The organism is Actinomadura sp. WMMB 499, from assembly GCF_008824145.1.
Classification (GTDB): Bacteria; Actinomycetota; Actinomycetes; order Streptosporangiales; family Streptosporangiaceae; genus Spirillospora.
Map to the genome: position 1 here is coordinate 4,504,745 of NZ_CP044407.1, position 13,822 is coordinate 4,518,566.

Annotated in this window: 12 protein-coding genes and 1 riboswitch; of the genes, 4 read left to right on the plus strand and 8 right to left on the minus strand. The window is 73.2% G+C overall.

All coding sequences use genetic code 11. The annotated features are described in order from the left end of the window. Window positions 1–170: 170 nt before the first annotated feature. Window positions 171–1,370, minus strand: coding sequence for an MFS transporter (locus tag F7P10_RS19740; RefSeq protein ID WP_176611569.1), 1,200 nt, complete (start codon window positions 1,368–1,370; stop codon window positions 171–173). Between the two features lie 57 nt (window positions 1,371–1,427). On the opposite strand from F7P10_RS19740, the gene F7P10_RS19745 reads away from it, so the two are divergent. Beyond that, the gene (locus F7P10_RS19745) at window positions 1,428–2,633 is read left to right on the plus strand and encodes an arginine deiminase (protein WP_151010880.1); all 1,206 of its coding nucleotides are present in this window, start codon (window positions 1,428–1,430) and stop codon (window positions 2,631–2,633) included. Between the two features lie 30 nt (window positions 2,634–2,663). Here F7P10_RS19745 and abc-f read toward each other — a convergent pair whose 3' ends face one another. From abc-f to F7P10_RS19775, 6 genes are all read right to left on the minus strand, one after another. Further along, window positions 2,664–4,301 carry a ribosomal protection-like ABC-F family protein gene (abc-f, locus tag F7P10_RS19750; RefSeq protein ID WP_254716705.1) on the minus strand — a complete coding sequence of 546 codons (1,638 nt, stop codon included), beginning with the start codon at window positions 4,299–4,301 and terminating at the stop codon, window positions 2,664–2,666. A 93-nt stretch (window positions 4,302–4,394) separates the two neighbouring features. After that, a complete protein-coding gene (locus tag F7P10_RS19755) occupies window positions 4,395–4,715 on the minus strand; it encodes a hypothetical protein (RefSeq protein WP_151010882.1) in 321 nt (106 codons plus the stop codon). Between the two features lie 29 nt (window positions 4,716–4,744). Then, on the minus strand, window positions 4,745–5,290 hold the full coding sequence (locus F7P10_RS19760) for an ATP-binding protein (RefSeq protein ID WP_151010884.1): 546 nt from the start codon (window positions 5,288–5,290) through the stop codon (window positions 4,745–4,747). A 416-nt stretch (window positions 5,291–5,706) separates the two neighbouring features. Then, entirely contained in the window at window positions 5,707–7,575 is a 1,869-nt protein-coding gene (locus tag F7P10_RS19765) for a PAS domain-containing protein (protein WP_151010886.1), read from the minus strand. Window positions 7,576–7,660: 85 nt separating this feature from the next. Beyond that, window positions 7,661–8,986 (minus strand): cytosine permease, encoded by a 1,326-nt coding sequence (locus F7P10_RS19770; RefSeq protein WP_151010888.1) that lies wholly within the window; start codon window positions 8,984–8,986, stop codon window positions 7,661–7,663. Next, a riboswitch (TPP riboswitch) is annotated at window positions 8,979–9,096 on the minus strand. (Overlaps the previous gene by 8 nt.) Before the next feature lie 31 nt (window positions 9,097–9,127). Next, window positions 9,128–9,463, minus strand: a complete 336-nt coding sequence (locus F7P10_RS19775; RefSeq protein WP_151010890.1) for a rhodanese-like domain-containing protein — start codon at window positions 9,461–9,463, stop codon at window positions 9,128–9,130. A 157-nt stretch (window positions 9,464–9,620) separates the two neighbouring features. Between F7P10_RS19775 and F7P10_RS19780 the strand changes: the two genes are divergently transcribed. The 3 genes from F7P10_RS19780 (at window position 9,621) to F7P10_RS19790 (ending at window position 12,431) form a co-directional block, all read left to right on the plus strand. Next, window positions 9,621–9,959, plus strand: coding sequence for an SSI family serine proteinase inhibitor (locus F7P10_RS19780; RefSeq protein WP_254716706.1), 339 nt, complete (start codon window positions 9,621–9,623; stop codon window positions 9,957–9,959). Between the two features lie 72 nt (window positions 9,960–10,031). After that, window positions 10,032–10,877, plus strand: coding sequence for an SAM-dependent methyltransferase (locus tag F7P10_RS19785; protein ID WP_151010894.1), 846 nt, complete (start codon window positions 10,032–10,034; stop codon window positions 10,875–10,877). A 192-nt stretch (window positions 10,878–11,069) separates the two neighbouring features. Continuing rightward, window positions 11,070–12,431: a M28 family peptidase gene (locus tag F7P10_RS19790; protein ID WP_151010896.1), complete on the plus strand. Its 1,362-nt coding sequence runs from the start codon at window positions 11,070–11,072 to the stop codon at window positions 12,429–12,431. Window positions 12,432–12,487: 56 nt separating this feature from the next. Here F7P10_RS19790 and F7P10_RS19795 read toward each other — a convergent pair whose 3' ends face one another. Then, entirely contained in the window at window positions 12,488–13,729 is a 1,242-nt protein-coding gene (locus tag F7P10_RS19795; RefSeq protein WP_151010897.1) for a hypothetical protein, read from the minus strand. Window positions 13,730–13,822 lie beyond the last annotated feature (93 nt).

The window sequence follows — 13,822 nt, forward strand, 5'->3', positions numbered from 1 at the left end:
GTTCCACCCCCCTCCGCTGGTTCTCCGGAGGCGGGGCGGAGAGGGGTCAGCGTCGCAGGCCGTCGACGGCCGCTGCTGCCGCTGCCTCGAAGGAGGCAGCCGGCACCGCGCTCAGCAGGGTGGTGCCTGCGAGCGTCCGGGTGCCGGTTGCGAAGAACATGTCCCGGACATTACGGTCCTTTCTCCACCGCGTCGATCGATTTTTCGCGCGGCACCCTCAGCAGGACGGCCCCGAGCGCGGCGCCCGCGAGCTGGCAGGCGGCGATCGCGAGCACCAGGCCGTCCGCGCCCAGCGCACCGGCCAGGACGGCGGTCAGCGCGGCGCCGAGCGCGGACGCGCCGATCTTCAGGCTGCCCGCGGTCGTGTTGACCTGGCCGAGCCGGTCGGGCGGCGCCTCCCGCTGCCGCAGCATCAGCGTCGCCGCGAACACCGGCCCCTCGCACAGTCCCGCGACGACGAACGCGGCCGTCGCCCACGCGATCGACGGCGCCGCCGCGACCGCCGCCAGCGACGCGCCGAACCCGGCGAGGCCCGCGACCATCACCGGCTCGGCGTGCCGGGGCGTCAGCAGCCGGCTCGACGCGAGGGAGCCGAGCAGCGAGCCCACCGCCAGCGCCACCAGCAGCCGGCCGCCCGCGCTCGGCTCCGCGCCCAGGTGCCCGGCGGTCAGGACGGCCGTCACCGCGACGCCGCCGAACCCCAGCCAGGCCACGGTCGTCGCGACCGTCAGCGCCCGCAGCACCCGGCCCCGCACCAGGACGGCCAGGCCGCCGGTGACGATCGACGCCGCGTGCGGCGGGGCGCCGTCCGTCCGGTCCGGGGGCGGGGGGAACGGCAGGAAGGGCAGCGCGCACAGCCCGGCGATCGCCGCCGCGACGATCGCCGCGCCCGCGTACGCGCCGCCGCCCGCGAACGCCGCCGCGCCCGCCGCGAGCCCGGGGCCCGCGATCGCCGCGACGTTGTAGCTCGACGCTTCCAGCCCGTACGCCCGCGACAGCCGGTCCGCCGGGACGAACCGGGGCAGCAGGCTCGTCAGCGCCACCACGACCGGCTCCGTGCAGCCGATCACCGCCGCGACGGCCAGCGCGAGGACGAGCGGCGACCGCCCGGCCGTCGCGAGCAGCACGGCCGTCGCGACCGCGTACCCGGCGGCCAGGAGCAGCGCGAGGCGGCGGGGGCGGGCCGTCCGGTCCAGGACGTGCCCGATCACCGGCCCGCTGAGGACGTACGGGAGCGTCATCGCGGTCTGCAGGAACCCGGCGGTCGCGGCGTCGCCCGTCCGGGCCTGGACGGTCAGGACCACGGCCGTCGCGACGCCCTCCGCCGACACCCGCAGCAGCGTCGCCGCGGACAGGTGGGCGCCGATCACGCCCCGCAGTCTGCCCCGGCCGGGTGACCTCGGGAAAGCCCGATCTAGACTGCGAGTGTGACGGAGACGACAGCGCACGAGCACCGGGTCACCAGTGAGGTCGGGCGGCTGCGAAGCGTCCTGCTGCACCGGCCCGGCGCCGAACTGAAGCGGCTCACCCCGCGCAACAACGACAAGCTGCTGTTCGACGGGATCCCCTGGATCGGGCGGGCCCAGGAGGAGCACGACGCGTTCGCGGAGGCCCTCCGGTCGCGGGACGTCGAGGTCCTGTACGTGACGGAACTCCTCCAGGACGCGCTGGAGTACGGGGCCGCGCGCGAGCAGGCGATCGCCGACGCGGTCGGCGACCTGCGGCTCGGCGACCAGCTCCGCCGCATCGTCGAGGGGTACCTGCGCGACCTCGACCCCGAGAACCTCGCGCACACGCTGATCGCGGGCCTCGCGCACGAGGAGCTGAAGGCCGGGCACGGCCTGGTCTACCGGCTGCTCGACGAGCAGGACTTCATCGTCGACCCGCTGCCGAACCTGCTGTTCACCCGCGACCAGAGCGTCTGGATCGGCGACCGGGTCGCGGTGACGAGCCTCGCCACGCAGGCCCGGCGCCGCGAGGCCGACCTCCTCGGCCTGCTGTACGCGCACCACCCGCGCTTCGCGGGCGTCCGGCCGGTGTACGGGCCGTCGCTCGAGCACCTGGAGGGCGGCGACGTCCTGCTGCTGTGCCCCGGGGTCGTCGCGGTCGGGACGGGCGAGCGGACGACCCCGGCGGGCGTCGAGCGGCTCGCGCGGCAGATGATCGGTGCGGGGCTCGCCCGCACCGTCCTCGCGGTGCCGATCGCGCAGGAGCGCGCCACCATGCACCTCGACACCGTCTGCACGATGGTGGACGCCGACACCGTCGTCATGTACCCGCCGGTCGCGCACTCGCTCGTCGCGTACACGGTCACGCTGGAGGGCGGCGACCTGCGGGTGACCGAGCCCCGGCCGTTCCTGGAGGCCGCCGCGAGCGCCATGGGCCTGGACCGGCTCCGGCTCATCGACACCGGCCTCGACCCGGTCACGGCCGAGCGGGAGCAGTGGGACGACGGCAACAACACGCTCGCCGTCGCGCCCCGGCTGTGCGTCGCCTACGAGCGCAACGTCGAGACGAACGCGCAGCTGGAGGCCGCGGGCATCGAGGTGATCCGGATCAGCGGCAGCGAACTCGGCTCGGGCCGCGGCGGACCGCGCTGCATGTCCTGCCCGATCTTGCGCGACGCCCCGTAGCGGTCACGCGCCCCCGTCACCAGGCCCCCGTCACGCGGCCAGGGGGACGGCGCCGCGCGCCAGGTCCAGGCGGGACCCGGTGAACGCGGCCCGCAGCCGCCGGTCGTGCGTCACGATCACCAGCGCGCCCCGGTAGGCGGCCAGCGCCTCCTCGAGCTGCTCCACGAGCATCGGCGACAGATGGTTGGTCGGCTCGTCCAGCAGCAGCAGGTCCACCGGCTCGCTCACCAGCCGGGCCAGCTCGATCCGGCGCCGCTGCCCGTGCGACAGCTCGCCCACGCGCCGCCCCAGCTCGGCCGGCCGGAACAGGCCGAGGGCCAGCAGCGCGTCCGCGTGCTCGTCCAGGCTCCCCGGACGCCCGTGCGCGTACGCGCGCAGGACGGTGCGGTCCGCCGGGCCCGCCGGACCGTCCTGCCGCAGGTGCCCGACCCGTCCCGAGCGCCGCACCGCGCCCGCGTCCGGCCGCAACTCCCCCGCGAGCACGCGCATCAGCGTCGTCTTGCCCGCCCCGTTCGGGCCGGTGACCAGGAGCCGTTCGCCCGCCCGGACGGTCAAAGCGTCCAGGTGGAGCCGTCCCGCGACCGTCACGCCGTCGAGCGCGGCGACCTCGGCGACCTCGGCCCCGGCGTCCCCGGCGGTGGCGAGCGCGGCGGTGAAGCGGAGCGGCTCGGGCGGGGGCGGCGCCGGATGCTCGGCGAGCCACCGCAGCCGCTGCCGCGACTGCCGGATCCGCCCGGCCGCGCCGTGCGCCCGGGAGCGGGCCCGCCACGCGCCGGTGCCCATGCCCGCCTGCGTCAGCTTGCGCGGGATGGCCTCCAGCCGTCCCGCGTTGGCGGTCACCAGCGCGGCGTGCCGGTCCCGCTCCGCCTTCCATTCCTCGTGCGCGCGCGCCTGCGCGTCGCGCTCGGCAGCCTTGGCCGCGAGGTAGCCGGTGTACCCGTCGCCGTAGCGGCGCACCCGGCCGCCGTCGACCTCCATGATCGTGGTCGTCACCCGTTCGAGGAACGTCCGGTCGTGCGTGATCGCCACGACCGTCCCGCGGTGCGCGCGGAGCCGCCGCTCGAGCCAGGCGACGGCCTGGTCGTCGAGGTCGTTGGTCGGTTCGTCGAGCAGCAGCAGTTCGGGATCGGACGCCAGCGTGGCGGCGAGGACGAGCCGGGAGCGTTCGCCGCCGGAGAGGGTGCCGACCGGACGGTTCCGGTCGAGCCCGGGGAGTCCGAGCGCGTGCAGGGCGACGTCCACCCGGGCGTCGGCCTCGTAGCCGCCCCGGGACTCGAACTCCGCCACCAGCCCCGCGTAGACGTCCATCCCCGTGCCGTCCTCGCCGAGGGCGCGTTCGGCCGCGCGCATCCGGGACTCCAGCCCGCGCAGGTCGGCGAGGGCCCGGTCGACGGCGTCGGCCACCGTCGCGCCCGGCGGCAGGACGAGCGCCTGCGGCAGGTGCCCGGCGCCGCCCGGGGCGATCACGACGAGGTCGCCGTTGTCCGGGGTCTCGTCCCGCGCCATCAGCCTGAGCAGGGTCGACTTGCCCGACCCGTTGTCCCCGATCACCCCGACGCGCTCGCCGGGCTTCACGGTGAGCGACACCCGGTCGAGGACGACGCGGTCGCCGTAGCGCTTGGTCACCTCGGTGAGGGTCAGTCGTGCGGCGGTACGCAGCGCGCCCACCTCCCTTTCGTCGCGAGACGAGACGCTCCGTCTCGTTACATGGAGTATGCGCCGCCGCCGTCACACTGTCAAGACGAACCGGACCGTCTCGCCTCAGGCGGTCGCGGACTCAGCGCGGACGCGCCGCCGGACCATCTCGGCCGCCGCCCGGGCGGGCGTCCCGCCGCGACGCCCGGCGGCGGCGAGCAGCTCCGCGACGGTGCCCTCGATCCCGTCGACCCGCGCCCCGGCGATTCCCGGCCGCTGAGCCGTCCGGGCGGCGCCCGCCGGACGCGCGAAGCCCCCGGCCGTCGCGGCGGCCGGGGGCTTCGGGAACGTTGGCGCTCGGGCGGTGTCGACGGGGGCACGACAGCGCCCGAGCTTGCGGAGGACACTACAGCGTCCGGAATCGGCCCCCGCACGGGGGGTAGACATTTCAACTATCTCGCCGCGACGGCGGCGAGTCAGGCGGGATACGCCCTGGTCGGGGCGCCGTTCCTGGTCCCGCCGTAGAAGTCGTCGGTCGTCGGCTCGTCGAAGAGGTCCGGGAACGCGGACAGGTCGGGCATGACGACGTGCTCGCCCGTGGTCGAGGCGGCGCCGGTCGTCTCGTTCGACCGGGGAGCCCGCAGGACCGCCCAGACCGTGGTGGCGTCCTCCTCGTGGCGCACTCCCCAGCCCTCGGAGAGGGCCTCGACGATGCCGAGCCCCCGCCCGCCGAGCGAGGAGAGCGTCCCCGGGCCGCGGCGCGGCTCGGTCATGGCGCCGCCGTCGCTGACCTCGACCTCGAGGACGTCGCCGCTGTACAGCCAGCGGACCCGGACGCCGCCGGACGGCAGCGGGCGCGCGTGCCGCAGCGCGTTGCTGATGAGTTCGCTCACGATGACGCTGGCATCGTCCACGATGGCTTCGTAGACGCCCGATTCCGCCAGCTCAGAGCTGAGGCGCTTCCGGGCGACCGCGACGCTGGACGGCGCGTGTGGCAGCAGTACGACGCTCGACGCCCTCACCTCCCCGTCGATTCGCTTGCTCGGACAGTCCCATCGCCGCTCTTCCGGTACGACCGGAATGCCCTCTTGACATCGTCCGGAAACCCGGGACGGCCCAGTTTGCCACCTGCACAACGAGTCACCGGGCCTTCGGTCACGGTGATCACCCCCGGTTGCGGCGTTCGACGGCGTCTCCCATGGAATCTCGTCACCAACTGCGACCAAGAAAGATCTATCCACCCACCGCCGCCTTACTCATCGGAACCGTGTTATCTGTGTCGCTCTCGTGTCCGCCGTGTTGCGGCGGACACGCCTCCCACGGGTCGGAACACTGCCAGGCGGCGGGTACGGCAGTGGGGCGGATCACACCGACCTCACCCGTCCGGCCCCGGTCACCTGTCGTCACGGTAAGTAATCGGACGGTGGCTCCGGCCGGGTCAGCGGGCCTTCCGCAGGACCAATCGCATGCGGGTTCCGGTCCCGTGCGAGGCCGGGTGGGCGGAGACGGCGCCGTGCTGCGCCTCCGTCAGGCGTTTGACGATGTAGAGGCCGAGCCCGATGCCGCCGAATCGGCGGCGGTCGCCCGCCTCGCCCTGGACGAACCGCTCGAAGACCCGCTCGTGGTCCCCCGGCGGGATGCCGACGCCCTCGTCCTCGACCGTCACCTCGATGGACGGGCCGTCCGTGCGCGCGCACACCCGGACCGTGCCGCCGTCCGGCGAGTACTTGAACGCGTTCTCCATCAGCTGCCCGAGGACGATGTCGGTCGCCATCGGGTCGCCCTGGGCGAGCGGGAGGCGCGGGTCGATCTCGAGCTCGACGCGGTGCTGCTCCGACAGCGACCGGAACCCGTCGACGACGCCCTCGACGACGCGGCGGAGGTCGAACGTCTCGACGTTGACGGCCAGCTCGTCCCGTCCGGCGCGGGACCCGAGCAGGAGGTGCTCCACGAGGCGGGCGAGCGACTGGGCGCGCTCGGCGATGGTGGCCACGGCCGCGCGCCGGTCCGCGTCGGGCAGCTCGTCCCAGCGGTTGACCAGCGTGGACGCGAACCCCCGCACGACGGTGATGGGGGTGCGCAGCTCGTGGCTGGTGGTGGCGAGGAACAGGTCCTTCGCCTCCTCGAGGGCCTTCGCCTCGGACACGTCGCGGAAGTCGAGGACCAGCTCGCCGGTCTCCTCGATCTCGGCGGTCAGCACGTTCAGCCAGGTGCCCGACTCGAGCTGGTACGTCAGGTTCTCGCCGAGCGCGGGCATCTCGAACGGCAGCGGGCGCCCGATCGCGTCGTCCGGCGGGATCCCGGTGATCGCGTGCGCGGCCGGGTTCCACTGCCGGACGACCAGGTCGTGGTCCAGCACGGCGATGCCGTCGGCGCTCGCGTCGATCACCGCGCGCTCGTGCGCGCGCTGCCGGACGACCTCCGCGTAGGCGACCGCGTTCCCGACGGCGACGCCCGCGTGCCCGGCGAGCAGCTCGAGCAGCTCCAGCTCGGTGTGCCCCACCTTGCGGCCGGAGAACAGGGCGTAGAGGGCGCCGAACGGCCTGTCCTTGACGAACGACAGCCCGATCGCGATCGTGTGCAGCCCCTCGAGCTCCGACCAGATCAGATCGCCGAGCTTGCGGTCCCCCGTCGCGAGCTTGATCGTCTTGCCGGAGCGCAGCAGCTCCCCGACCAGGCTCGGCCGCAACTCCGCGGACGTCCCGCGCATCCGCTCGGGCAGCCCGGACATGCTCACCAGCCGCAGCCGCTCGCCCTCGATCCGGACGAACCCGCCCGCGTCCGCGCCGGTCAGCTCGATCAGCGCGGCGGTGATCCGGTCGAGGACGACCGCGAGATCGAGTTCGGCGTTCAGGTCGGCGACGATGTCGTTCAGCCGCCGCACCAGCCGCGCCCGCTCGGTCATGTGGTGCTGGACGATCTCGTCGTCGTCCACCGGGTGGTACACGCCGACCCAGCCGAGCGGCGTCCCGGACGGGTCCTTCAGCAGGCTCGTGTCGATGCGGACGTCGATGAGCCGGCCGTCCCGATGGAACCGGCGCGTCGCGATCGAGATCTGCCCGCCGTCCCCGTCCCGCCGCGTCATCAGCCGCTCCTGGACGGCGTTGTGCTCGGCCTTCAGCTCGTCCGGGACGATCGGCGGCACCCGCCCGATCATCTCCTGCGCGGTCCAGCCGAACATCCGCTCGGCCGCCGGGTTCCACACGGTCACGCGGTGCTTGCCGTCCACGGCCACGATCGCGTCCGCGGCGCTCTCGATGACCGCCCGCGCGATGGGGTCGTGGACGAGGTGATGCACGCCTGTCATCGTGCCACCGGACCCGTTGCCGCGCCGGGGAACCGCAACGGAAAAGTTCTCACTCTTCACGCCACGGCAACGGAAGAACGCCACGTCAGCGGCGCGTGCCGCGGGAAATCGCGACCCGTCCGGCGACGAGGGCGGCCGCCCCGGCGAGCAGGAACGACAGCAGCGACGCGCTCATCCAGCCCTGCGGCGCGAAGTTCAGCAGCCCCTGGACGCCGGTCCAGAACCCGGCCCAGCCGCTCACCGTGCCCGGGTTGATCAGCTGGTAGGCGACGAAGCCGACCACCCACGCGGCCACCATGCCCCAGCGCGACGGCGCCGCCGGGGACCCGTCCCAGCCGTCCCGGCCGCGACCGAGGAAGAAGTCGGCGGCCAGCACGCCCAGCATCGGCACGAACACCGAGCCGATCAGCGACAGGAAGCCCGCGTAGTCGCCGATGTCCAGGACGAGCGCCAGCACGGTGATCAGCGCGCCGAGCGCGACCGTCAGGACGCGGCGGTCCGCGCGGGGCACGAGGTTCTGGATCGACACGGCCGTGGAGTACACGTTCGCGAACGACTGGTCGGCCTCGCGCAGCACGAACACGGCGAAGAACAGCACGCCGAGCGGCACCGCGAGGAACGGGTCGAACACGTTCCCGGTCGTCCCCGCCAGCGCCAGGGCCAGCAGGCCCAGCACGTACGCGACGATCTGCGTGACCGAGTACCCGGCCGCCGCCGCGCCGAACGCGCCGCGCTCGCTGCGCGCGTGCCGGGTGTAGTCCGCGGCGACCGGCACCCACGAGATCGACACCGCCAGGGCCGCGTCGGCGCCGATCAGGAAGCCGTCCCACGACCCCTCGGTCAGGTCCGGCAGCGGCTCCCGGACCAGCTGGACGTAGAAGTAGACGAGCGCGACGATCACCGCCGCCGTCACGTACCGGCGCAGCAGCCGCACCGAGCCGAGCGGCCAGATCGTCAGCACGATCGTCAGGACCCCGGCCGCGACCACGTAGCCCCAGCGCGGGATCCCGTCCCACAGGTGCGTCGCCGCGTCCGCGATCACGATCAGCTCGAACGTCCCCCAGCCGATGAGCTGCGCGACGTTCAGGACGGTCGGGACGTACGACAGCCGCGCGCCGAACAGCCCGCGCAGCAGCACCATCGCGGGACGTCCGGTCCGCGCGCCCGGCACCGCGGCGAGGCCGAGCATCAGGCCGCCGACGACCGTCCCGACGATCATCGCGACGATGCCGGCGGCGATCGACAGCGTCGGCACGCCGTCCTCGTCCGGCGCCAGGACGGTGTAGGCGCCGGAGAAGGCCAGCAGGCTGACCCCGAGGTTCGCCCAGAACGCGCTCTGGTCCCAGAAACCGAGGACCTTCGGCGCCGGCTCGTCCAGCGTGTACGGGACCTCGTCGACGGCGGACGCCATGGGGGCACGCTCCCTACGCCGGCATTACCCGGACAGGTTCATGCGGTCGGCGCCGCTCTCGGATGCGCCCTCTCAGCCCGGCCTCGGCCCGAGCTCCCGCGGTAAATCGGTCGGGGAGATGCTACAACCCCCCAAACCGGGTCAAGCCACGTAGGGCTCCGCGTCACCTCCGGCGGCCATCGGCCGGCCCGCGTGCGCCCAGGACTGCATCCCGCCGTCGACGTTCTTCGCCAGCCACCCCGCCTGGTTCAGGGCCACGGTCACCTGCGCCGAGCGCGCCCCGGACCGGCAGATCACGAACACCTCGCGGTCGCGGGGGATCTCTCCCGCGCGGTCGCTGAGCCGCCCCATCGGGATGTGGACGGCGTCGGGCGCGTGTCCCGCGTCCCACTCGTCCTGTTCCCGCACGTCGAGCAGGTAGGCGTCCTGCGGAACCTCGGTGGCCGGCACCGCCGGCACGTCGTCCCCGAAAATCATCACTCCTCCATGGAACCGCGCGAAACCCCGCCGCGTCGAATCACGCATGCGGTATCGGACGCCCCTCCTCGCCACGTCCGGGCTGGCTCTGATCCTTTCACTGGCCGGATGCGGCGACGAAAGCACCTCGAGCGAATCCGCCGACGGACCTGCCACCGTGCGGCCGTCCGACTCCCCCGAGGAGACCCTCACGATCAAGGTCAAGGCCTCCCCGGAGGCCCCCGCCGAGACCTGGACCCTCACCTGCGACCCGCCCGCCGGCTCCCACCCGAAGGCGGCCGAGGCCTGCACGGCCCTCGCCGCGAAGCAGGACCCGTTCAAGCCCGTCACCAGCAAGATGTGCACGAAGATCTACGGCGGCCCCGCCACCGCCACCGTCCAGGGCACCTGGCGGGACCGGAAGATCGACGCGAAGTTCTCCCGCGAGGACGGCTGCCAACTCCACCGCTGGACGGAAGTGGCCCCCCTCTTCGGCGACGTCCCGAAGGTCCGTTAGGACCGGTATCTCCCGTTCCCTCCCGGAGATCGGTCCGGCCGGAGTAATGTCGATCTTCGGGAGGGCGGAGTGATGGCGAACGAGCACGTACCGGTCGAGATCCACGAGAACGTGCCGACCTCGGCGCGGACGTACGGGTGGATGCTGGGCGGCAAGGACAACTTCGAAGTCGACCGCCGGTTCACCATCGCGATGCTCGAGCAGTTCCACTCCGGCGTGGACATCACCCGGGAGAACCGCCGGTTCCTCTACCGCGCCGTCCGCCACATGGTGGAAGAGGGCGGCATCCGGCAGTTCATCGACATGGGCTGCGGGCTGCCGACCGACGACAACGTCCACCAGGTGGCCCAGCGGCTCGCCCCCGAGTCCCGCGTCGTCTACGTGGACAACGACCCGATCGTCCTCGCGCACGGCCGCGCCCTCCTCGCCACCGACCAGAGCACGACCATGATCCACGCCGATTTCCGCGACCAGGACGCGATCCTCGCCGAACCGTCCGTCCGGCGGCTGATCGACTTCGCCGAACCGGTCGGGATGCTCTTCCTCTCCGTCGGCCACCACCTGACGGACGACGACGACCCGAGCGGCGTCGTCGGCGGGATCATCGGCCGCGCCGCTCCCGGCAGCCACCTGGCCTTCAGCCAGATGGTGTGCACCCGGGACGAGCAGCGCGCCGAGATGAACGCCCAGTTCAACGCGGCCGGCATCCCGATGTACCTGCGCTCGACCGCGGAGGTCGACGCGATCCTGCCCGACCTGCCGCCCGTCGAGCCCGGCCTGGGGAACGTCAAGGACTGGCGCCCCGACCCCGGCCAGCCCGACCTCGCGCCCGTCCCGGCCGAACTGCGCGAGTACGTCGGCCGCTCCGCCATGGAACCCGGCATCTACGAGTACGGCGGCCTCCTCCGCAAGCCCTGACGGAAACCGGGCCCGGCCCCGCCCGACGCCGATCACGATTCGGTTGCGGGGCTTCGGGGTGATCTTGTCGACATGGGGGAAATTTCCTAGATTCCCCGATATCGGGGCCCCGCTTTCCGTCCCGCCGCCGTCCGTCACCCGCTCGAGACCCGAGACCGGCGGGCGCGGCCGTCCTCTCCACCAGGAGGCCCCATGTCCGAGGTCAAACGCCGCGACCTGCTGGCCGGAGTCGCGGCCCTCACCGGGTTCGCGACCGTCGGCCTGCTCCCCGGAACGGCCACCGCAGCGACCCGGCAGCGCCCCGGCGCCGCCCTGCCCCCGTCCCTCACCGTCGGCGACCGGGCCGTGGTCGCCCGCGTCGACGCCCGCCGGGCGCTGCGGCACCTGCGGGTGCTCAGCGACGGGATCGGCTGGCGCATCGCCGGCACCCGCTCCGAGCACCGCGCCGCCCGCTACATCGCCGGGGTCCTGCGCGAGCTCGGCTACGAAGTCGAACTCCAGCCCTTCCCGGTCGCCGACAAGTACCTGGCGGAGATCCGCGCCCGCGGCGAGCGGCTCTGGCAGAGCAGCGCGTCCCCGCAGGGCGCCGTCGCGGCGGTGGACGGCAAGGTCGTGGACGTCGGCCGCGTCACCGAGGTCACCGGCGACGTGCGCGGCAAGCTGGTGCTGTTCGACCGCGTGGTCGGCAGCGAGACCCTGCAGGCCAAGGCCGCGGCGGGCGCGGGGGCCAAGGCGGCGCTCATCGTCAACGCGCGTTCGGAGACCTACCCCGAGCGCAAACCCGGTTCGTTCACCCCGAACCTGGGCGAGACGGTCGCGATCCCGGTGCTGGGCCTCGCCGAGTACCACGGCGAGCGGATCCGCGCGGGCGCCCGGCGGCTGTCCTTCGAGATCACGCACCACTCCGACCTGACCTCGTACAACGTCCTCGCCGAGCGCAAGGCGTCGTTCCCGAACCCCGCGGGCAAGGCCGTCATCGTCAGCGCGCACTACGACAGCGTCCCCGGCTCGCCCGGCGCCAACGACGACGGCAGCGGCACCGTCCTGTGCCTGGAGCTGGCGCGCGTCCTGCGGCGCCTGCCCACCCAGCAGGCGGTCCGCATCTGCCTGTGGGGCTCGGAGGAGTACGGCCTGATCGGCGCCCGGCACTACGTGAAGGAACTCGACGAGGCGGGCGTCGCGCAGATCACCGGCTGCTTCCAGAACGACATGGTGGCCACCAGCCACCCGCCCGCGGGCACGTACTGGCTCCTGTCCGTGGACGGCGCGGACAACACCACCACGGCCGCGGTGAACGCCGCCGCGAACCGGCTCGGCTACGCCGACCAGGCCGAGGGCCCCACCGCCCGCGGCTCCAGCGACCACGAGGCGTTCTACGAGCGCGGGATCGCGGCGGGCAACTTCAGCTGGCGCGGCGGCGAGGCGCCCAGCCAGCTGGAGCCGACCTACCACACGCCCGAGGACACGGTCGATGACAACATCAGCCTGCAGCGGCTGCAGGTGTCCCTCGAACTGATCGGCTGCGCCGCCTACGACGTCGCGCGCCGCAGGTGACGCGGCGGTGCCGCCCCACCGTCCGTCCGGTGGGGCGGCACCTGGTCACCGCGGTGTCACCAGTTCTTGTACTCGACCTCACCGAGGCCGCAGAAGGTGCAGCTCGCGCTCAGGAAGTCGCCGGTGCGGCGGAACTCCTCGTCGGCGAGCTGCCACCGCAGCCACGCCGTGATGATGTGCTGGCCGTTGCGGGTGGCCTGGATGTGGTCGGTGCCGTCCAGGATGTTGAACCACACCGGCACGTCGGTGTTGCGGTAGTCGGTCTCCATGTTGCCGGTGGCGAAGTCGTCGTCACCGCCGATGTAGAGGGCCGGATTGCGGAGGTTGTCCGGGCCGTTCCCGTCGAACGAGCCGCCCGCCACGTGGATGGTCGTGGTCAGCCGCGGCTCGGTGGCGACGTCGAACGTCCCGATCGACCCGCGCGAGTGGCCGCCGAAGGCCACCTTGGACGTGGCGAGGTTCTGGTAGAGGGGGCTGAACCGGGAGGCGTTCTCGTCCTCCAGCCAGTCGAGCGCGTCGACCATGTAGTCGCCGCTGCTGGAGGACACCTCGCTGTACACGACGAACCCGTGCGAGGCCCACTGCCGCAGCATGTCCTCGTAGTCCGCGGGGTCGGACCCGGCGCCCGGACCCCAGACGAGGATCGGGTGGTCCACCCCGTCCTGGCCGGCGTTCGTCGGGTACACCAGCCACCCGTCGTTGCCGGGGCCCGCGGACTCGTCGATCGTCACCGCGTACGGGCCCGGCTCGGTCACGTCGTCCACCGGCGGGAGCGTCCCGGTCGGGGGCTCGGTGTCGCCCTCGCCGGACTCGACGACCACGTCGTCGACGGTCAGCGTCTCCAGGAAGCTGCTGGCGTCCAGCGAGAACCGCAGCCGCAGGTCACGGCCGTCGACCGACGACGGCAGGTCGAACGACGCCGCGCCCGACGCGTCCCGCGCGGACTCCAGCGTCGTGAACGAGCCGCCGTCGACCGAGTAGGCCGCGGTGAAGCTCTCGCCGGCGTCCAGCCCGGACGTCGTCCGGGTGTAGGACACCGTGACGTCGCTCTGCCCGGTCAGGTCGATGGACGCGGACGTCATGGACGGGTCGGAGAACAGCGACGCGCGCAACTGGGCGGCGCCGCCGCTCGCGCTGACGGACCCGGTGGCGGTGAAGGTGCCGAGCCCTCCGGAGAAGTCCTCGGCGTAGACCTGGGCGGCGGACGCGGGGGTAGTGACGGCGCCCGCGGCGCCCACCACCGCGATGCCGATGGCCACCGCGCCGAGTCTTCGGAGGTGCCCGCTGATGCGAGACATGTCAGGGATCCCTTCATACGGAGGCGGTTCGTGCCGATTCAAACCGGAATCCGGGGAGCAGGAATCAGCGAAATCACCGGCCCGAGTACCGAG

Bases quoted from the DNA above. Each gene is read 5' to 3' on its own strand.
- F7P10_RS19795 (WP_151010897.1), bottom strand. From the start codon at position 13,729: ATGTCTCGCATCAGCGGGCACCTCCGAAGACTCGGCGCGGTGGCCATC.
- F7P10_RS19775 (WP_151010890.1), bottom strand. From the start codon at position 9,463: ATGATTTTCGGGGACGACGTGCCGGCGGTGCCGGCCACCGAGGTTCCG.
- F7P10_RS19770 (WP_151010888.1), bottom strand. From the start codon at position 8,986: ATGGCGTCCGCCGTCGACGAGGTCCCGTACACGCTGGACGAGCCGGCG.
- F7P10_RS19755 (WP_151010882.1), bottom strand. From the start codon at position 4,715: ATGTCTACCCCCCGTGCGGGGGCCGATTCCGGACGCTGTAGTGTCCTC.
- F7P10_RS19790 (WP_151010896.1), top strand. From the start codon at position 11,070: ATGTCCGAGGTCAAACGCCGCGACCTGCTGGCCGGAGTCGCGGCCCTC.
- F7P10_RS19785 (WP_151010894.1), top strand. From the start codon at position 10,032: ATGGCGAACGAGCACGTACCGGTCGAGATCCACGAGAACGTGCCGACC.
- F7P10_RS19765 (WP_151010886.1), bottom strand. From the start codon at position 7,575: ATGACAGGCGTGCATCACCTCGTCCACGACCCCATCGCGCGGGCGGTC.